17 protein-coding genes and 1 tRNA gene are annotated in these 17,886 nt (G+C 65.1%); 14 read left to right on the forward strand and 4 right to left on the reverse strand.

What is annotated here, in order from left to right; all coding sequences use genetic code 11:
* The first annotated feature begins 182 nt into the window (after positions 1-182).
* The 10 genes from ACP150_RS01450 to ACP150_RS01495 all read left to right on the forward strand — a co-directional run bounded on the left by ACP150_RS01450 (position 183) and on the right by ACP150_RS01495 (position 11,729).
* On the forward strand, positions 183-1,259 hold the full coding sequence (locus ACP150_RS01450; RefSeq protein WP_424964760.1) for a cytochrome-c peroxidase: 1,077 nt from the start codon (positions 183-185) through the stop codon (positions 1,257-1,259).
* An 11-nt stretch (positions 1,260-1,270) separates the two neighbouring features.
* A complete protein-coding gene (locus ACP150_RS01455) occupies positions 1,271-2,401 on the forward strand; it encodes a cytochrome-c peroxidase (protein WP_424964761.1) in 1,131 nt (376 codons plus the stop codon).
* A 15-nt stretch (positions 2,402-2,416) separates the two neighbouring features.
* Complete coding sequence (locus tag ACP150_RS01460; protein WP_424964762.1) at positions 2,417-3,004, forward strand: arsenate reductase (azurin) small subunit; 588 nt, start codon at positions 2,417-2,419, stop codon at positions 3,002-3,004.
* Between the two features lie 12 nt (positions 3,005-3,016).
* The gene (locus ACP150_RS01465; protein ID WP_424964763.1) at positions 3,017-5,692 is read left to right on the forward strand and encodes an arsenate reductase (azurin) large subunit; all 2,676 of its coding nucleotides are present in this window, start codon (positions 3,017-3,019) and stop codon (positions 5,690-5,692) included.
* A 66-nt stretch (positions 5,693-5,758) separates the two neighbouring features.
* Positions 5,759-7,894 (forward strand): HEAT repeat domain-containing protein, encoded by a 2,136-nt coding sequence (locus tag ACP150_RS01470; RefSeq protein ID WP_424964764.1) that lies wholly within the window; start codon positions 5,759-5,761, stop codon positions 7,892-7,894.
* A gap of 16 nt (positions 7,895-7,910) precedes the next feature.
* Positions 7,911-9,179, forward strand: coding sequence for a gephyrin-like molybdotransferase Glp (gene glp / locus ACP150_RS01475; protein WP_424964765.1), 1,269 nt, complete (start codon positions 7,911-7,913; stop codon positions 9,177-9,179).
* A 15-nt stretch (positions 9,180-9,194) separates the two neighbouring features.
* Positions 9,195-9,737, forward strand: coding sequence for a DUF2478 domain-containing protein (locus ACP150_RS01480; protein WP_424964766.1), 543 nt, complete (start codon positions 9,195-9,197; stop codon positions 9,735-9,737).
* A gap of 175 nt (positions 9,738-9,912) precedes the next feature.
* Complete coding sequence (locus ACP150_RS01485) at positions 9,913-10,296, forward strand: hypothetical protein (protein WP_424964767.1); 384 nt, start codon at positions 9,913-9,915, stop codon at positions 10,294-10,296.
* Positions 10,297-11,529 carry an HlyD family secretion protein gene (locus ACP150_RS01490; RefSeq protein ID WP_424964768.1) on the forward strand — a complete coding sequence of 411 codons (1,233 nt, stop codon included), beginning with the start codon at positions 10,297-10,299 and terminating at the stop codon, positions 11,527-11,529.
* Between the two features lie 123 nt (positions 11,530-11,652).
* Positions 11,653-11,729, forward strand: a tRNA-Arg gene (locus ACP150_RS01495).
* A 419-nt stretch (positions 11,730-12,148) separates the two neighbouring features.
* On the opposite strand, the gene ACP150_RS01500 is transcribed toward ACP150_RS01495, so the two are convergent.
* Together ACP150_RS01500 and ACP150_RS01505 are read right to left on the reverse strand one after the other, a co-directional pair.
* Positions 12,149-12,289: a hypothetical protein gene (locus ACP150_RS01500; RefSeq protein WP_424964769.1), complete on the reverse strand. Its 141-nt coding sequence runs from the start codon at positions 12,287-12,289 to the stop codon at positions 12,149-12,151.
* Entirely contained in the window at positions 12,249-12,593 is a 345-nt protein-coding gene (locus ACP150_RS01505) for a hypothetical protein (protein ID WP_424964770.1), read from the reverse strand. Before ACP150_RS01505 ends, ACP150_RS01500 begins: the two co-directional genes overlap by 41 nt.
* A gap of 490 nt (positions 12,594-13,083) precedes the next feature.
* Here ACP150_RS01505 and ACP150_RS01510 point away from each other — a divergent pair, with 490 nt between their 5' ends.
* The 3 genes from ACP150_RS01510 to ACP150_RS01520 all read left to right on the forward strand — a co-directional run bounded on the left by ACP150_RS01510 (position 13,084) and on the right by ACP150_RS01520 (position 14,472).
* Positions 13,084-13,476, forward strand: coding sequence for a Na/Pi symporter (locus ACP150_RS01510; RefSeq protein ID WP_424964771.1), 393 nt, complete (start codon positions 13,084-13,086; stop codon positions 13,474-13,476).
* A gap of 318 nt (positions 13,477-13,794) precedes the next feature.
* Positions 13,795-13,953, forward strand: a complete 159-nt coding sequence (locus ACP150_RS01515; protein WP_424964772.1) for a hypothetical protein — start codon at positions 13,795-13,797, stop codon at positions 13,951-13,953.
* 162 nt (positions 13,954-14,115) lie between these two features.
* A complete protein-coding gene (locus tag ACP150_RS01520) occupies positions 14,116-14,472 on the forward strand; it encodes a hypothetical protein (protein WP_424964773.1) in 357 nt (118 codons plus the stop codon).
* Positions 14,473-14,625: 153 nt separating this feature from the next.
* On the opposite strand, the gene ACP150_RS01525 is transcribed toward ACP150_RS01520, so the two are convergent.
* A complete protein-coding gene (locus ACP150_RS01525) occupies positions 14,626-15,021 on the reverse strand; it encodes a MerR family transcriptional regulator (protein ID WP_424964774.1) in 396 nt (131 codons plus the stop codon).
* 74 nt (positions 15,022-15,095) lie between these two features.
* On the opposite strand from ACP150_RS01525, the gene ACP150_RS01530 reads away from it, so the two are divergent.
* Positions 15,096-16,529 (forward strand): MFS transporter, encoded by a 1,434-nt coding sequence (locus ACP150_RS01530; protein ID WP_424964775.1) that lies wholly within the window; start codon positions 15,096-15,098, stop codon positions 16,527-16,529.
* A gap of 66 nt (positions 16,530-16,595) precedes the next feature.
* Here ACP150_RS01530 and ACP150_RS01535 read toward each other — a convergent pair whose 3' ends face one another.
* On the reverse strand, positions 16,596-17,753 hold the full coding sequence (locus ACP150_RS01535) for a hypothetical protein (protein ID WP_424964776.1): 1,158 nt from the start codon (positions 17,751-17,753) through the stop codon (positions 16,596-16,598).
* Positions 17,754-17,886 lie beyond the last annotated feature (133 nt).

Genomic DNA, 17,886 nt, shown 5'->3' on the forward strand with positions numbered 1-17,886 from the left:
TCCGCGATCCATGGCGGATCATGCCCCGATACAGACGACGGAACCGCCCGCCGTCTGACCCCTTGCCAAGCGCGAGCCCGACCCCGGTCGGGATCCGCACCCCAGCAGATTGAACAAAAGCGCGGGACCCGCCGGTCAGGGACAGGACCGGCCCCGCCTTTGCCAGGACAAGGAGCACATAGATGATACTCAGGATCCTACTGGCAGGAGCTGTGCTTGCCGGTGGCGCCGCCACCGCGCAGGAGGCGGCCACGCCCGAACCCCCGCTTGAGGTCAATGCGGCCCGGGCGGAGCTGGGCAAGAGGCTGTTTTACGACACGCGCCTGTCAGGCGACACTTCGCTCGCCTGCGCCTCGTGCCACCAGCCGGACAAGGCCTTTACCGACGGGCTGCCGCTCTCGGCGGCCTATACCGGGGGCGCGCATTTCCGCAACACGCCGACGCTCGCCAATGTGGGCTTCCGTGATGCGTGGATGCATGACGGGCGGCTGGGGACGAACCTCAACGATGTCGCCCGCGAGATGATCACCGAAACCTACCTGATGAACATGGACATGCGCATCATGCAGGAGCGGCTGAAGCAGGATCCGGTCTATGTGGAAATGTTCGCTGCCGCCGGCATGTCCGAGCCTTCCAATGGCGGGGCGCGCAATGCGCTGATGGACTTCATGAAGACCATCCAGTCGCGCAATGCCCCCATCGATACCGGCGAGATGTCCGCCGCCGCCCTGCGCGGGCAGGACATTTTCGAGGGCAAGGCCAACTGCGCCGCCTGCCATGCGGGCGTGCGTTACACCGATGATCAGCCGTACAATATCGGCGTGCCGAACAACGCGGATATCTGGAGCGATCCGGAACGCCACTCGGTCTATGTCACCTATGCCAAGTTCTTCGGCGTGCCGAATTACATGAACCTGCGCGAGGATATCGGCGCCTATATCCGCACCCATGAGGATGAGACGCGGCGCTCTTTCCTGACCCCGTCCCTGCGCGAGCTGACCTGGACTGCGCCTTACATGCATAACGGCGTGTTCGAAACCCTCGAAGAGGTTGTCGATTTCTACGACGCCGGGGGCGGCAATGACGCGCTGAAGGACCCGCGGCTCGAACCGCTCGGCCTCGTGCCCTCCGAGAAATCCGATCTGGTCGCTTTCCTGAAGGCCCTCTCGGGCGAGAGCTTCGAGACCGACGCCTATGTCTGGCCCGATGACGACTTCGATTACGCGCTGATCGAAGACTGGCGCAACGTGAACAACTGAGGGAGGCCCAGATGTCTATCAGAACCACTTTCACCGCCCTCACCGCCCTGGCCGTCGCCAGTGGTGCCTGGGCTCAGGACGCCCCGCGCCCCGAAGGGCTGGCCGCGCTCGGGCCGCCGCCGATCCCGGCGGACAACCCGCAAACCCCGGAGAAGGTCGCGCTAGGCGAGATGCTGTTCTTTGACCCGATCCTGTCGGGCAACTACGGGATGCCCTGCTCGGCCTGCCACCTGCCCGAAGCGGGCTGGGCGGTGCAGGACCGAATCAGCTTCGGCTATCCGGGCACGACCCATTGGCGCAACAGCCAGACGGTCATCAACTCGGCCTATTACGGCAAGCTCTTTTGGGCGGGTGCCTCGGGCTCGCTGGAGCATCAGGCCCGCTCGGCCGCCCGTGGCGGGGTCGCGGGCAATGGCGAGGATGACGGGATGGAGGCGCGGCTTGCCTTTGTGCCCGAATACGTCACGGCCTTCAACGAGGTCTTCGGCGATGACTGGCCGTCCGTCCGCCATGCCTATATGGCCATCGCCGCCTATCAGCGGACCCTCGTGCAGACCGATACGCCCTTCGACAATTACATGAACGGCGATGACGAAGCCCTTGATGAGGCTCAGAAACGTGGACTGGACCTCTTTGCGGGCAAGGCGAATTGCATCGCCTGCCATTCCGGACCGCTCTTGTCAAACGAGGGTTACTACAATACCGGCGTGCCGCCCTATGACGGCTGGGAAGAGGACGAGCTGGCCCAGATCACCTTCCGGTTCGAGCTTTATGCCAAGGGCTCCACGGAGGAGATGTACCGCACGACCAAGGACGATCCGGGCCTCTATTTCCGCACCAAGCAGAAGGCCGACAAGGGCAAGTTCCGTGTGCCGTCCCTGCGCTACACGGCCTACACTTTCCCCTACATGCATAATGGCATGATCGAGACCCTCGAGGACGTGGTCGAGTTCTATGATCAGGGCGGCGGCGAGAACGAGTTCTCGGCCAACAAGTCCGAGCTGATCCAGCCCCTTGGCCTGACGGCGGAGGAGAAAGCCGATCTGGTGGCCTTCCTGGGCAGCCTTTCGGGCGAAGAGATCCTGCCCGAGCCCCCCGAACTTCCCTCCATGCAGCCGCTCCCCGCGGTCGCGCAGAACTGACGAGGAGACACGATTATGAGCAACGTAGATCCGAAAATCCTCGCAGCCATCAATGGCGAAGAGGGCGAGGCCAGCAAGGCAGGCACCCGCAAGTGCCTGCAAACGCGGCGGCAATTCCTGCTCACGGGCGGGATCGCCACCACGGTGGTGATGGTCGGCATCCCCGGCCTGCCGCAGGCGCAGACCCCCGCGGCGGTCTCGACCTATCCGCGCAAGTTCATCGCCAAGCTGAGCGAGCTCAGCGTCGATGAGCCCTTCGATTTCGAATACCCCGATGAGGGGCAATACGCGGAATCGATCCTCGTGAAGCTCGGCAAGGAGGCCGGTGGCGGTCTCGGCCCGGACAAGGATGTGGTGGCGTTCAACTATACCTGCACCCATCAGGGCGGCCCGCTTCAGGGCACCTACCAGGCGGCGGACAAGGCGCTTGGGCCCTGCCCGTTGCACCTGACCACCTTCGATCTGACCCGGCACGGGATCTTCATCTCGGGGCAAGCGTATCAGTCGCTGCCGCAAGTGCTTCTCGAGCTCGACGGCGACGACATCTACGCCGTGGGCATGTTCGGCCTGATCTATGGCCGCTTCGACAATCTGCAGGGCTGAGGAGAAACCGATATGTCCACACCGTATTACGTCCCCGAAGAATCCGTCCCCCTGCCGCCGCCCGACGCGGATGTGCTGAGCACGGCCTGCGACTATTGCATCGTCGCCTGCGGCTACAAAGTCTATCGCTGGCCCGTCCGGGGCGGTCGCAATGGCGGCCCGGCGGCCGCTGACAACGCCTTTGGCGAGGATTTCCCTGTGGCCCCGCTGGGCCCGTGGATCGCGCCGAACATGCACAATATCGTGCTGCATAATGGCGAGCCCCATCACATCGTGATCATCCCCGACAAGGATACGGAGTTCGTGAACTACTCCGGCAACTCGTCCATTCGGGGCGGTGCGCTGGCGCAGAAGGTCTACAATCCGCAAACGCCCACGCGGGACCGTCTGACCTCGCCCATGGTGCGGATGTTCGGCGTGCTGATGCCAGTGACCTGGGATTTCGCGCTCGATATCGCCGCCGAGGTGGGCAACCACGTGCTCGAAAAGCACGGGACGAATGCCTACGGGGTCAAGACCTTCTCCTATGGCTATATGGAGAACACCTACGCGATCACGAAATACGCCCTGCGCCATGTGCGCACCGCGAATTTCACCTTCCACGATACGCCGTCGGATGTGACCTCCACCCCCGGGTTCCGGGATGCGGGTTTCGACAATTTTGGCCCCAGCTATGATGACTGGGCCGAGGCCGACACCCTGCTGATGTGTGGCACGGACCCCTACGAGTCCAAGACGATCCTGTTCACCGATTACATCATGCCCGCGATCCAGGGCGGCCAGAAGGCGATCTTCATGCTGCCGCGTTCGACCGCCGGTGTGGCCTTTGCGGTCAAGAACGGCGGGCTCTTGCTCGACATCCAGCCGGGCACGGACCTGCCCGTGGTGCTCGCGATTGCCCGGGTGATCGTCGAGAATGGCTGGGAAGACACCGAGTGGATCCAGAACTGGGTCAACAACAAATGGGAAAGCTCGTCTGGCTTTGGCCAGGGTACACGGAACACCCCGTGGCAGTGGCGCACGACCTGGGGCAAGTTCCAGACTGCGGGGTTCGAGGATTGGAAAGAATGGCTGCTGGCGCAGGACTATTCCAAGCCCGAGGTTGCCGCCGAGATGGCCCAGATCGACGTGGAAAAGATCTATACCGCAGCCGAGTGGATGGCCAAGCCCAAGGAAGACGGCTCGCGGCCCAAGACCAGCCTGATGATCGAGAAAGGCTTCTACTGGTCCAACAATACCGGCAACACCCAGGCGATCTCGGCCCTCGGGATCGTGTGTGGCGCGGGCGGACGCCCGGGTCAGGTCATTGGCCGGGCCGGTGGGCACCAGCGTGGCGGCCTGCGCGGCGGCGGATACCCCCGCAACAAATCGCCAGAGAAGCTGCCCGGACGGCGGCGGCGCGCCATGGATACAGACCGGTATCTCATGAGCGGGCACACCCGTCTCGCCCATGTCATCGGCACCACTTGGGTGCAGGCCATGTGCGGCTCGCAAAGCTTGCAGGCGAAGTTCGATGAGCTCACGACCCGCAACCCGCATCAGGTCATGTCCTTTGAGAAACAGGACATCATCGACACCCTGAAACGGCGTGCGGATAGCGGTGGCATGGTGGTGTGGAACCAGGATATCTATCTGGTCGACCCGATCGGCGCGCGCTACGCGGATATCGTCTTTCCGGCCAGCGGTTGGGGCGAGGACACCTTCACCCGCGCCAATGGCGAGCGGCGTCTCCGGCTCTATCCCAAGTTCTACGATGCGCCGGGCGATGCCAAGCCGGATTGGTGGATCATCGCGAACCTTGCCAAGAAGATGGGCTTTGAAGGCTTCGATTGGGAAAACTCGAACGAAGTGCTTGAGGAAGGTGCGCGGCATTCCCGCGGCAGCCGCAAGGACTTCAACATGGTGCTGGTCAAGGCCCGGCAGGAGGGCAAGACGCTCCACGAGAAGTTCGCCGAGTTCGGCACCAACGGCATCCAGGGACCGGTACTCATGGATGGCGAGGGCAATCTCGTCGGGACCAAGCGTCTGCATGATGTGACCCGCGAGTTGCCTGCCAAAGGCCCCGTGGGCAAGAACGTCTTCAACAAGAAGCTCACCCATTTCAACAGCCAGACCGGCAAGTGCAACATCCAGAAAGCGCCCTGGGATCTGTTCTCCAGCTATTGGGAATGGCTCAAGCCGCGCGAGGACGAGATCTGGATCAGCTCGGGCCGGATCAACGAGCGCTGGCAGTCCGGCTATGACGACCGCCGCCGCCCCTATATCGTGCAGCGCTGGCCGGAGAACTGGATCGAGATCCACCCGAGCGTGGCCGAGGCCCGTGGGATCGAGAACGGCGACTACGTGCAGGTCTATTCCGACCGGATCCCGGTTCAGAAGGACACGATCGTGGGCGTCGAAGGGTCCGATTTCGACTTTGCCGAGCTGCTCAAGAACGGCCATATCGAACTGACCCGCGCCTCGATCACGGCGGTGGCCATCGTCACCCCGGCGGTGAAGGAAAACCTTGGCTATATGGATTTCCTCCATACCGCGCAGCCTGCGAATGCGCTCTCGGGTCGGGTCGTCGACTGGATCAGCGGCAATTACAACTACAAGATGGGCGTCGGCAAAGTGCGCAAGATGGGCGAAAGCCCGTACAAGTCACAATTCCGCTCGATGTCCTTCGCCCGCCGCGACATCGCCTGATTTCAAAGGCTTCTGCCCCCGGCGCGCCCTGCGCCGGGGGACCTTTCCAGACATATGAGAGATCCGATGCGTGACTTGCCCATGGCCCCCATGCCCGCCGAGACCGCAGCGATGCTGGCCACTCACATCCGGAGTGAAAACGAAATTCTTCGCAGCGCGGCGATCAAGGCCCTTGCCGGTCTTGGGGTCGCCCCTGCCCTGTCCCTGCCGCTTCTGACCGAGGCGCTGATGGACCCCGACCCCGATGTGCGCACCGATGCGATGGAGGCGCTGAGACTTAGTGCCGCGCCCGATCATGCCGAGACCCTGATCTTCTCGCTCGAGAACGATCCCGTGCGCGAGGTCAAGCGCGCCGCCCTCTCCGGGCTGGCACGTCTGCGCGACAGCTCGGCGCTGGCGCGGATCCGCGCGCTCAGCCTTTCGCGTTGCGAGGACCATGTGGCCTGGGAGGATGAGAACAGCGATTGGGAGGATTGGCTCGACATCCAGATCGCGGCCATCGACGCCCTGGGCGAGATGGGCGTGACGGCGGCCATCCCCGATCTGATGGCGGCACGGGATGATGAGCTTGGCCAGACCCTCGACATCCCGGTCTTCGAGGCGCTCTTGAGGATGGGCAATGAGGGGGTGGTCTGGCTCCTCGCGATCCTGCAGACCGAGGGCGGACCGGCCCGGCGTCGGGCGCTGTCCATGCTGTGTCGGCTGGACCCTGCGGCGCTGGCCGATCATCTGGACGCGCTGATCGCGAGCCCCGATGCGCCGCTCCGGGCCCGGGCCCTGAGCCAGATGGATCCGGGTGATCCGCGTTTGGCCCGGCTTGCTGCCGAGGACCCGGCGGCATCCGTGCGTGTGGCCGCCCTGCACCAAGCCGCGTCCGCGCAGCCGGATCTGCCGATCGCTGCCCTGCGGGACCCCGCGCCCGAGGTGCAAGCCGCCGCGCTGGACACCCTTGCCGAAGATCTCGCGCCCGACGTGGCCGAAGCGCTGGTGGACAACATGCTGGCCTGGCTGGATCAGGGCGCGCAGGCGCTTGTCCGCGCCGTCGCCCGGCACTTGCCGCGCCGAGCACCGGACCGCGCGCGCGCACCATTGCTGACATTGATCGCGGATCCTCTGCGCCCGCTCGATGCCCGCATCGCTGCCGTCAAGGCACTGGCCGGGATGGATCCGGCCGTCGAGACCGGGTGCCTGACCGCGCTGTTGTCCAACCCGGCGCAGCAGATCCGCGCCACGACGCTGGTCGCCCTGCGCGACCGGGCCGAGGCCGGGGATGACGCGGCGGCCGAAGCCGTCCGCGCAGCCATTCACGGCACGCTTTTGGCCGAAGATGCAACGCAAGCAGAGGACACCGCCCTCGGCGACGGGCCGGACATGACCGTGCCCAAAGAGGGCGAGAGCGGCCCGTGCCGGATCCGGATTTCCCTCGAAGGAGAGATCATCGAGCAGGCCGAAGCCCCCAAGGCAACCGGTCAGTCGACCCTTGCGTCCATCCTCGCCCCGATGGAGGCCATGCCAGAGGACGCGGATCTGGCCGAGGACACCCCCGAAGAGGCCCCGTCGAAACGCCGCCGTCGCCGCGCCGTCGAAGGGCCCGCCGCCGTGGCCGAGGCGCTGGTTGCCGAAGCGATCCAGATCTGCGGCACCGCCCGGATTGATGGCATGGTCCCGGCCCTGCTGGCCGCCCGCCTTGCGGCGCCGGACAGCGCACAGCGCGCGATCTGGACGGCGCTCTGCCAAACCTCGCCCGACCCGGCCTGTGCCGAGGATCTGTTGAGTGCGGCCCATGCCGCCCATGATCACGAGGACCCGGTCATTCGTGGCGCTGCCTTTGCGGTGCTGGCCGCACGCGCGCCCGACAGCCCCTGCCTCGCCGCCGCGCTCAGGGATCCGGACGCGCTGATCCGGGCGGCGGCCATCCGTCGTCAGCCTCCGGAGGTGGCCATGGCCCATCTCGTTGACGACGCGATGCCCGCGCGTCACGCGGCGGTGGATGTGGTGCTCGCCGAAGGAAGTGACGCGCTGCAGCGCCAGATGGCGGATGAGATCGCCGCGGCGGAACGAGCCGATACGCTGGCCTATGCGCTGGCCCAGTCCGGGCCTGCGCGCGAGTGGTACTACCAGCGGCTCGGCACCCCCGGGCTGGGCGATCGCGCGGTTTTCATCCTGCTGGACGCGGCAGGCCAATTGGCCCCGACCGCCTGAGGGATGGGAGCGTGCCATGAACCGCCCGATGCGCAACCCGGTCTGTGCCTGCGATGATCCGGCCCGAACGGCAGCGCTGATCTCTGTCGAAACCGCCTTTGCGCGGCTTGGGGAGGCGGTGCGCCCCCTTCGGGATTACGAGGAGCTCCGCCTGACCGACGCATCGGGTCGGGTCCTCGCCGCACCGGTGACAGCCCGGGCTGCCCTGCCCCCCTTCGACAACGCCGCCATGGATGGCTACGCCCTGCGCGCGGCGGATCTGGCAGGGGACGGTCCATGGCAGCTGCCCGTGGGCGCGCGTATTGCAGCGGGTCAGTGGCCCGAGGGCCCCTCCGGCGGCGCGGCGCGGATCTTCACCGGCGCGCCCTTGCCCGCGTGGGCCGATACGGTGGTCATGCAAGAGGATGTCACGCGCCGGGACGGCGGGATCACCCTGCCCGAGCGCCCGCCTTGCGGCAGCCATGTACGCCGCGCGGGCGAGATCGCCGCGCAAGGCACCGAATTGGCCGCCGCTGGGCAGCGGTTGGGACCAAGGCAGATCGCCTCCATCGCCGCAGCAGGCCATAGCACGGTCCGGGTCTCGCGCCGCCCGCGCGCGGCCCTCGTGATCACCGGCGATGAGATCCGCAGCCCGGATGATCCCCGGGATGCCGCCGGGATCTGGGATGTGAATGGCCCGCTCCTCCAGACTGCGCTCAACGCGAGCGGGGCGGAGGTCTCGGTCCATCACGCCCCCGACGACCGCGCAGCGACCCGCAGCTTGCTGGCAGGGCTGGCGGAAGAGGTCGATCTGATCGTCACCACCGGGGGTATCTCGGTCGGCGAGGAAGACCATGTGCGCCCGGCGATGGACGCGCTCGGGACACGGATGGCGTTCGCAGGCGTCGCGATCAAGCCAGGCAAGCCGGTGTGTTCCGGCCAGCTTGGCAAGGCGCATTGGCTCGGTCTGCCGGGCAACCCGGTCGCGGCCTTTGTCACCTGGAAGCTCTTTGGGCGTCACATGATGAACCGACTCCAAGGCATTGACAAGAATACGAAATTAACAGAGCGAGTCCGATGCGCTCACCCCCTGCAGCACCGCGCGGGCCGGGCCGAATACCGTCTGGCACGCATCGACCGAACCGCCGGGCCCGGTGCGATCACGGTGATCTGCCCGGACAGCCGGAGCAGCGGGCACATCACATGGCTGGCACAGGCCGATGGTCTCATTTGTCTTCCGGCCCCGACTGGCGATATACCGGCGGGAACCGAACTTGCCTTTCTGCCCTTTGGCCCGCCAGACTGAGAAACGAGATCGCCGATGAATATCGCCTGTACCATGGCTTCGACCCGCGGGGGCACCGACCTTCTGCTTTGGGAGGTCGCAGCGCGCCTGCAACATGCGGGGCTCAAGCTGTGCGGTACGGTTCAGACCAACACCGATTGCGGCGATGACAAACCCTGCGACATGGATGTGAAAATCCTGCCCGACGGGCCCGTGGTGCGGATCTCGCAAAGCCTTGGCGCGGGATCGCGGGGCTGTCGCCTCGATCCGCAAGCGCTGGAAAGTGCCATCGGGATCTCGGAATCCTTCCTGCCCGATGCAGACCTGCTGGTGGTCAACAAGTTCGGCAAGCAGGAAGCCGGTGGTCGCGGCTTTCGCCCTCTGATCGCCGAGGCGCTGTCGCGGGACATCCCGGTTCTGGTCGGTCTGAACAGCCTCAACCGGGAGGCGTTCGAGACGTTCACCGGCGGAGTTGCCCAGGTTCTGGACCCCACGGTCGAGGATGTGGAGCACTGGTTGCGCACGATCCTCCCCGCGCTTGGCGAGACCGAAACGGGCGCAGGGCTGCAAAGCGCCTGATCCGGGTCCGCAATGCCAACCGGCCAGGCCTTCCTGCGACGGAATGTGCGTGAAATACGGGGGCTGAGCCCGCGAATAACCTCTGTTTTTGGCAGATCCGGCTGGCCAAGCCGCTGCGGCAGGCGTAGCCTGCCCGACGATTATGCAAGCCCTGACCGATGGAGGCGTGACCCGCATGACCCCCGAAGCCCACCCGATGGCGCCCGAGCACCTGCCCCGCTTCGTCGCCGCCGCCGATGGCAGCGACTACCTCATGACCGTTATGATCTTCTTCGTCATATTCGTCATTCTCGGACTGGGTGTCGCCTATTTCACCCTCCACGCGATGCCGGAAAAGATGGCGCATCATTCCAACAGCACCCAGTTGCAGCTGATCAGCGTGCTCGCGATGCTCGCGCTCTTTACCCATAACAACCTGTTCTGGGTCGGTGCGCTGGTGATTGCGGCCTTCCGGCCCCCGGATCTGATCACGCCTCTGAATTCCATTGCGTCCTCCCTCAGGGATCTGACGAGCAAGGCCGCCGAGCCAAAGACCATGCCAGAGCGCGAGACAGAGTAAATGCTTGAACTGACGATTTGCTCGCTGATCACGATCCTGCCCGACTACCTGTTCCGCAGCCGCGTTCAGGGGCGGAAATGGGGCGCCGAGATCAACTTCTTCACGGTGTGGTACGAGCTGCGCTGGGGCATCACCATGTGCGCCATGCTCACCATCAGCCTGATAACCGTGGTCTTCTACTTTCACCCGACAACCAGCAATGTCACCTCGTTTTTCCGCACCCTGACTATCGTGTCCACCACGGCCGGGCGCGTCGAGGAAGTGTTTGTGCGCAACAACCAGCTGGTCGCGGCGGGCGATCCGCTGTTCCGCATGGACAGCTCCAGCGAGGACGCAGCCGCCGAGACCGCGCGCCGCCAGATCGAAGAGATCGACGCGCAATTGCAGCTCGCCCAGTCCGAACGGGCTTCGGCCACCGGCGCGCTGGAACAGGCCATGGCCGCGCTGACCCAGACCGAAGACGATCTGAACCGGCGCGAGACCCTGATCGCCGAGGGCTCATCAGCAGTAACCCAGCGCGAAGTTGACACCCTGCGCAACCAACGCGACCAGAACCAGGGCGCGGTGGATGCGGCCGAGGCCGAACTCGAAGCGGTGAACACGAAGATCGACGTGCTGCTGCCCGCGCAACGGGCCACGGCCGAGGCCGCGCTGGCCCAGGCGCAGGCGACCATCGAGAAGCTGACAATCTATGCGGGTGTCGATGGCACGATCGAACAGTTCACCCTGCGCCCCGGCGACGTGGTGAACCCGATCCTGCGTCCTGCCGGGATCCTCGTGCCCAGCGATGCGGGGCGCGGTCGGTTCCAGGCCGGGTTCGACCAGGTCGCCACCCAGGTGGTGCAGCCTGGCACGGTCGCAGAGATGACCTGTATCGGCAAACCCTTCACGATCATCCCGATGATCATCACCGAGGTGCAGGATGTCATCGCCGCCGGGCAGATCCGTCCGTCGGACGAGCTACTGGATACCTCGCGGCGGCGCGCTCCGGGGACGGTAACCGTGTTCATGGAACCGATCTATGCGGGCACGACCGACCTGCTCCCGCCCGGAAGCCGGTGCTTGGCTACAGCCTATACCAACAACCACGACCGGCTTGAGAACGAGGATCTCAGCACCCTGCAATTCATCGGTCTGCACGTGATCGACACGGTGGGCGTGGTGCATGCTGCGGGCCTGCGGTTGCGGGCGCTGCTGATGCCGTTCAACCTGCTGGTCTTCACCGGCCACTGATCTTGCGAGGGGGCAGAAATGCCCCCTCTTGCCTGTCCGCGACGCGGAACGCCCCTCCCCCGCAATTGCCCCGGATAACAGTCTTTACAAAGCACTTTGCTGTGCCATACCTGAATGCGGTGAGGTCCCTTAGCTCAGCTGGATAGAGCAATCGCCTTCTAAGCGATCGGTCGAGGGTTCGAATCCTTCAGGGACCGCCACTGCCTTTCCATCACACCGAGACCGGGATCGGACCATGCAGCATTCCGCGGCGCGCGAGAGGCTGATTTTGCAGTGTGTCTCGATGGGAGCGCTCAGGCGCATGACGGTCCCCGTGTCCGTGAAGGACAGCTTGAGATCGTTACCGAGGCTCCGGGAACGCTCGGCAATGCCGCGCAGCCCCTGCCCGACGCCCTTGTCGCCTTCGGAAGGCCTACTTCATCCTCGACCGTAATGTTCAACTGCATAGACGGGTCCTGGCCGAAGGCGAAGCGGATGGTCCCGCGATCTCCGCCTCGGGAATACTTCACTGCATGTGTCACCGTCCGCTGCATGACCCGCAGAATGTGCAGAGCAAGCGAAGAGGTCTGACCGGCCATGGAAGGGATCTCGACCATTTTCCAGTCCAGGGTGATCCCGGTCACGGCGAGCTTCTGCTCGGCACGCGCGCGGAAGGCTCCGAGGATGCCGCTTCGGCCCGGGAGTTCACCTCGGGCTTGCGGTAGATGTTCTTGATAGGGCTAGGGACCCCGTTGCTGAAGATTCCGAGTTTCTGGGCCACGTCCTTGTCGGTGAAGCCCTTGGCGACCCTCTGAGGAAGTTGATCTCGCGAGAGCGTTGAGGACCTTCTCGGTCGCGTCCTGGGCATCCACCTGCCGCACAACACGGATGATGGAAAGGGCCACCGAGGTCGAGATCGCCGTCACCACGCTCTCTTCGTCGCCGAGCACCGAGATCACCAGTTTCTCCATTTCGGGCGATTGCTTGCGCGCGAGCCGGATCAGGTCGAAGCCATCCCCATCGGGAGTTTTCAGGTCGGCGATCATCACATCGGCGCGCTGCGAAGCCGCTTCGGCAGAGCTCACGCATTCGGCCACAAGGCGGAAATCCGGTCGGGCCGCAAGGCTCTTGGCCCATGTCTGAGTATCGCCAGGGCGTTTTCTGCGACGATCATGTTGACCATGGAACCCGTTACATCAACCCCTTCGTTTGCTGTAAAACCAACGCGTTCGGCCGAGCTTAGGGCCCAGAGTTGGCCTTGGCTGCCCAAGCCTTACGGGCTGGTACCTGCAGATCTCCGCCGTAGTCTGCGGGCGCGTCCCTCCGGAGCTAACCGCCCGGAGGACGCCTGTTTTCAAGGTAGAGCATTCCAGGCTCGCAACAATTTCCCCCACAAGCGCATAGACGCTGGCGTTGCTGGGTAGCGGGACGCGACCATGATCCGACCAAGACCGCAGCGCCCGAAGATGGTCCCGCGCATGGCTGCGATGCGTCCATGGGCCCGGTAACCCCGATCGGCCCGGTTGACGCACGCGCGTCTGGCCTGATCTTCGCGCCATGCCGTTCTCCATCAGCATGAGTGCGGACATCCTCGGCCGGCTCGGGATCGTCTTCTTTGCGTTGCACTTTCTCAGCCAGAACCTGCGGCAGCTTGCCAGTCACCAGCTGCGGCAGACCATCGCGCGTTTCACCGACCGGCCCCATCGCGGGATGCTGCTCGGAGCGGTGATGATCACCATCACCCAGAGCGGCTCGGTCGCGGATTTCGTCGTAGTGGGTCCCTTGCGGGCTGGGATGCTCGGGCTGAAACAGGCGCAACCCATCCTGCTGGGGGTGACTGTTGCCGCCCGTCTTAAGGTGCTGTTCCTGACGCTCGAGATCCGTGCTGCCACCATGGTGCTGATCGCGGTGTCCGGCGCGGGATATGCCTATGGCGACCTGCCCGTTCAGCGCATCGCAAAAGCATGATCCTCTTCGCAGGGGAGACATGCGATGGCTACCACACTCTGGCGGCTGCCTGAGCCGCCCTGCACCGGAGCATGACGATCATGAGCGCGGTGATGCCCATCCACCGCTCCGTTTGGCACCGCTTCTTGGGCATCATCAATATACTGATGTTTCTCAGCGCGATGGGGTGCTCAGCGTGATCGAAGCAGTGACCCGTCGTAATGCGACCACCCAGTTCGGCGACGCACGGCGCTTCTGATCCGCACCGAGGCGGCCTCGATGGTCAACCCGATGTAAAACCGTGACGAGAAGGGCGGGGAGATCACCGCCTTCAACGAAATGCCAGGCCAGCAGGAAAGCTTCGAGGCCGAGCTGAGCGACGCCCTGAGCAGAGGTCCCGCCTACGTTCTGCTCGTTCGAGGTAGGGCCACCTTCGTGGCCAGTGCCGGGCTCCGGGTTTTTCTCTACATCGTGCAATCGCTGGTTGCCACTGGCTGATCCCTGCTGCTCTACAGTGGTCGCGGGGCTGGTGCGCGAGGTGTTCGAGGTCTCGCGGTTCCTCTCGATCCTCGATGTGCAGGCTAACGAGATCGAGGCACGAAAAGGGCTTTCGTCAGCACCCCGTCCGTTTGACCCGATAAACACGAAAGGGTTGCCTTGATGCCGGCTTTTTTTCGGCGTCCCTCCCTGGCCATTGGGCTCGCGCTCTCGTTGGGCGCGCTCGGTGCAGCCAGTGAAAGCGAGACGAACCGCGTGACCTGTTCCTTTTGGTGCCCCCATGTCTGCACCGATGCGAACGAAGTGCTGTTGCCCGAAGCGCCGGGCTTTGCCACCGAGCCGGTGCGGGACCGGCTGGTCGATCAGGTCTACGAGGTGCTCTTTGCTCCGCAACCCTTTGCCGGGCAGTTCAAGGACATCACTCTGGGCGCGCGGACGCGGTGCTGCATGTCGAGAAAGCACCGGATCGCGACTATGGATGGCCCGCGTCTCGACCGGCGTCGATCGGCAATGCCTTGAGCGGGTCGGGCTGTTTCTCGCCGTCTCCCCCGCGCTCGAAAGCGCCTTGGTGTACGCAGGGGCGCTGCATCGGAGCCTGACCGCTCTGCGGGTCGATGGGCGGTTCGAAACGATCATGCAGGCATACGGCCCGTCGGATTGGGCGCCGGGCCGCTAGCTCCGCGTCTGGGCGCGCTGGCTCGCGCGCAGCATGGTGCGGAACCGGGGGCAGTCCATATGGTTCTCCTCCGGGCAGCTGGCCACGTGGCGCATCATCCGCGCGAGGGTTTCGAGACGGGCGATCTCCTCCTCCAGCGCTGCGGCCCGCGCCGCGATCTCGGCCCGGGGCAGCTCCAGCGTCGGGGTCAGACGGAACATCGCCGCGATCTCATCCAGCGCGAACCCCGCCGTCTTGCCCATGGAGATCAGGGCAAGGCGGTGCAGCACATCCGGGTCGTATTGCCGGCGCAACCCATTGCGCCCAGTCGAACGGATCAGGTCGATTTTCTCGTAATACCGCAGCGCCGAGGGGGCGACACCACTCTGCGCGGCGACCTCGGCAATATCCATCCCGGCCCCCTTGTCCTAAAGCTGGCTTCAAGTCGTAGACTGCCTGTCCCGATGATTCAAGACAGGCAGACAGCATGGACTCCTCCCCCGATTTTCCCCTCTCCGCCCCGGCACCCAAAGGCGCGGTCTGGACCCGCCTCATGGGCCCCGCCCTCGCCATTGTCTCGGCCGCCTCCGCGATGAGCCTAGCGGCGGTGACCCTGCCCGCCCTCGCCCTGGCCTTTCCGGACCCCGGACCGGACCCGAACCTCGTGGTCTCACTCTACCTGCTGGCGATCACGGCGCTTCTGGTTCCGGCAGGCCGGGCAGGCGACCGGTTCGGTGCGCGCCCGGTGCTGTCCATTGGGCTCGCCCTGTTTGCCATCGGAGCGGTCTGGGCCGGCAGCACCGGCAGCCTTTGGGGTCTGATCGCCGCCCGCGGCGTCCAGGGGGTCGGCGCCGCGGCCATGATCGGGCTGCCGCTCGCCCTCGTTCGCGCAACCGTTCCCAGGGCCCAGATCGGACGCTGGGTCGGCGTGATGGGCGCGATGTCGGCCATCGGCACCGCCTCGGGCCCGGCCCTCGGAGGGCTGGTGACCGACAGCTTCGGATGGCAGACCGTCTATCTCGTCCAGATCCCCGCGCCGCTGCTGGCGCTGGTCGCGACGCGCATGTTCATCCCCGCCAAGCCCCGCCCGGCGACCCGTGCTGGCCTTGACCTGCCGGGTGCGGTGCTGCTGGCATTGGTGCTTGCAAGTGGGGTGCTTTGGCTCTCGAGCCTGTCGGGGGGGGCCGCCCTGTGGCATCTTCCCGCCCTGCTCGGGATCGCGGCAGGGCTTGCGCTGTTGATTGCCCATGAAGCACGGAGCCCGGACCCTCTGCTCCCGCTCGCACGACTGCGAGACCCACATCTGGCGCTGAGCCTGACTTGCAACCTGTTTCTCTCGGTGATCATGATGGGGATCCTCGTGGTGGGGCCGTTTTTCCTGACCCAAGGGCTGTCTCTGGCCCCGCGCGAGATGGGGCTCTGCATGGCCATCGGGCCGGTTGCCTCGACCCTGAGCGGGGTGCCCGCGGGCGCGCTGACCGAGCGGCTGGGCCCGCGCCGGGCCGCGCTGTGGGGGGCGCGCGCGCTCTGCGCGACCACGCTGGCCATGGCGAGCCTGCCGATGCTCTTCGGTGTTCCGGGTTTCGCACTGGCCTTTGCTGGTCTGGCCATGGCGTATCAGTTGGTGCAGGCCGCGCTCACAACCGGGGTCATGGCAGCGGCCCCACCCGCTGAGCAAGGGGTGACGGCAGGGCTCTTCACCCTGTCGCGCAATATCGGCTTCGTACTGGGTGCGGGCGGAATGACCGCGCTGTTTCTCGGGGTCCGCGCACAGGTCGCGGAAACCTACCCGATGGACAGCGCGGCCAGTGCCGCCATGGTCGCCAGCTTTGTACTGGCAACGGCGCTCGCGCTGACGGCGCTTCTCTTGCTGCACAGGATGGGACGGTCGGGCCCATGCACAACCTCAGAAAACACTTGAGCTACACACCGTAAGGAACTGCAAAATATGAAAAGTCTGGCGGGATTACCCCCGCCAGCCAAGGGGTCACGCCCGGCGCCGGGCCCGTGCGCCCAGCAGCCCGAGCGCCCCGATCAGGAGCAGCGCTGACGCAGGCAGCGGAACCGGGGCTACGCTGTCATAAAACAGCACCGAACGGGGACGCTGCGGCAGGCTGCCCTGCTCACTGGCCAGAAGCAGGCTGGTCGTCTCGCCATCATCGAGGAAATCCCCATCCCCGTTCAGATCGGTCAACAACAGGATCTCGTCGTTGTCGTTGAAATCATTGCTCGGGATCAGGCCCCGCCCGTCCTCGATGGCGAAATCGAAGATCGCCCCATCGACAAAGCCCAACGGATCCCAGAGCTCAAACGCCTCGGTGCTCACATCGATCAGGCCGTCCCCGTTGAGATCCGTGTAGCGGATCAGACCATCGGTGAAGAGGTCTTGGGCAAAGAGGTCACCATCCTCCGCCGCGAGGGCCAGCGCGAAGGGCGCATCCCCCTGGGCGACATACTCGACCACCTCGGCCCCGCCGATCGTGCCATCGCCGTCGAGATCCTCGGCCCGGTAGATCCGCGGACTGCCCCCGGCGGTGTCGGTGATATAGGCCGTGTCGCCGTCAAACGCGATTTCGAAGGGCGAGGAGGACGCGTCCAGCGCGCCAAGATCGAGCCAGATCGCGCTCTCGCCCGGATCGTTCGCATCCCCGTCGCCGTTGAGGTCCTCGGTCCGGTAGACCACGTCGCCCGCCGGGTTGCCGACCGTATCGGCCTCGACGATATAGACCGCCCCATCGCCGCCCACGGCAACCCCGTTGGCGGTTTGCAGGGCAAAGCCATTGGCATTGTCTGACGAGAACCAGACCGAAGCCTCGCCTGCATCCTGCGCTGTGTCATTGCCGTTCAGATCGCGCAGGCGGTACACCGTGTCGCTGGCGCCATCGCCCACATAGACATCGCCCGCCTCGGACTGGGTGAGCTGAAACACGTTGCCTGTGGGCGCCACCAGCCCGCTGGCATTGTCGGCGCCAAAGAACACCTTGGTTTCGCCCGCATCATTGGTGTCGCGATCGCCGTTCAGATCGGCGGCATAGATCACCTGATCCGTGGTCTGGTCGGAAAACAGCGCCTGGGTGGTGGCCGCAACCGCCGGTGAGGTCAGCGCGGTGGTGGCGATGAAAATCGCCAAGGGGGAACGTCCCATCAGAGAGCCTCCGTTGAGTGTGCATATCGAGATGTTTGGGGAGGCTGGCTGCTGCTAGCTGGGTTCCGTTAACCCTAGCGGCCGGACCAAGTCAACGGCCTGCGGGACGGGATTTTCGCCCGCGCCCTCAGGT

Origin of the sequence: Dinoroseobacter sp. S375, assembly GCF_049800775.1 — a bacterium.
Lineage (GTDB): Bacteria > Pseudomonadota > Alphaproteobacteria > Rhodobacterales > Rhodobacteraceae > Dinoroseobacter.

Bases quoted from the DNA above. Each gene is read 5' to 3' on its own strand.
- ACP150_RS01510 (WP_424964771.1), top strand. From the start codon at position 13,084: ATGAGTGCGGACATCCTCGGCCGGCTCGGGATCGTCTTCTTTGCGTTG.
- ACP150_RS01450 (WP_424964760.1), top strand. From the start codon at position 183: ATGATACTCAGGATCCTACTGGCAGGAGCTGTGCTTGCCGGTGGCGCC.
- ACP150_RS01455 (WP_424964761.1), top strand. From the start codon at position 1,271: ATGTCTATCAGAACCACTTTCACCGCCCTCACCGCCCTGGCCGTCGCC.
- ACP150_RS01470 (WP_424964764.1), top strand. From the start codon at position 5,759: ATGCGTGACTTGCCCATGGCCCCCATGCCCGCCGAGACCGCAGCGATG.
- ACP150_RS01485 (WP_424964767.1), top strand. From the start codon at position 9,913: ATGACCCCCGAAGCCCACCCGATGGCGCCCGAGCACCTGCCCCGCTTC.
- ACP150_RS01480 (WP_424964766.1), top strand. From the start codon at position 9,195: ATGAATATCGCCTGTACCATGGCTTCGACCCGCGGGGGCACCGACCTT.
- ACP150_RS01525 (WP_424964774.1), bottom strand. From the start codon at position 15,021: ATGGATATTGCCGAGGTCGCCGCGCAGAGTGGTGTCGCCCCCTCGGCG.
- ACP150_RS01515 (WP_424964772.1), top strand. From the start codon at position 13,795: ATGCCAGGCCAGCAGGAAAGCTTCGAGGCCGAGCTGAGCGACGCCCTG.
- ACP150_RS01465 (WP_424964763.1), top strand. From the start codon at position 3,017: ATGTCCACACCGTATTACGTCCCCGAAGAATCCGTCCCCCTGCCGCCG.
- ACP150_RS01490 (WP_424964768.1), top strand. From the start codon at position 10,297: ATGCTTGAACTGACGATTTGCTCGCTGATCACGATCCTGCCCGACTAC.
- glp (WP_424964765.1), top strand. From the start codon at position 7,911: ATGAACCGCCCGATGCGCAACCCGGTCTGTGCCTGCGATGATCCGGCC.
- ACP150_RS01460 (WP_424964762.1), top strand. From the start codon at position 2,417: ATGAGCAACGTAGATCCGAAAATCCTCGCAGCCATCAATGGCGAAGAG.
- ACP150_RS01535 (WP_424964776.1), bottom strand. From the start codon at position 17,753: ATGGGACGTTCCCCCTTGGCGATTTTCATCGCCACCACCGCGCTGACC.
- ACP150_RS01530 (WP_424964775.1), top strand. From the start codon at position 15,096: ATGGACTCCTCCCCCGATTTTCCCCTCTCCGCCCCGGCACCCAAAGGC.
- ACP150_RS01520 (WP_424964773.1), top strand. From the start codon at position 14,116: ATGCCGGCTTTTTTTCGGCGTCCCTCCCTGGCCATTGGGCTCGCGCTC.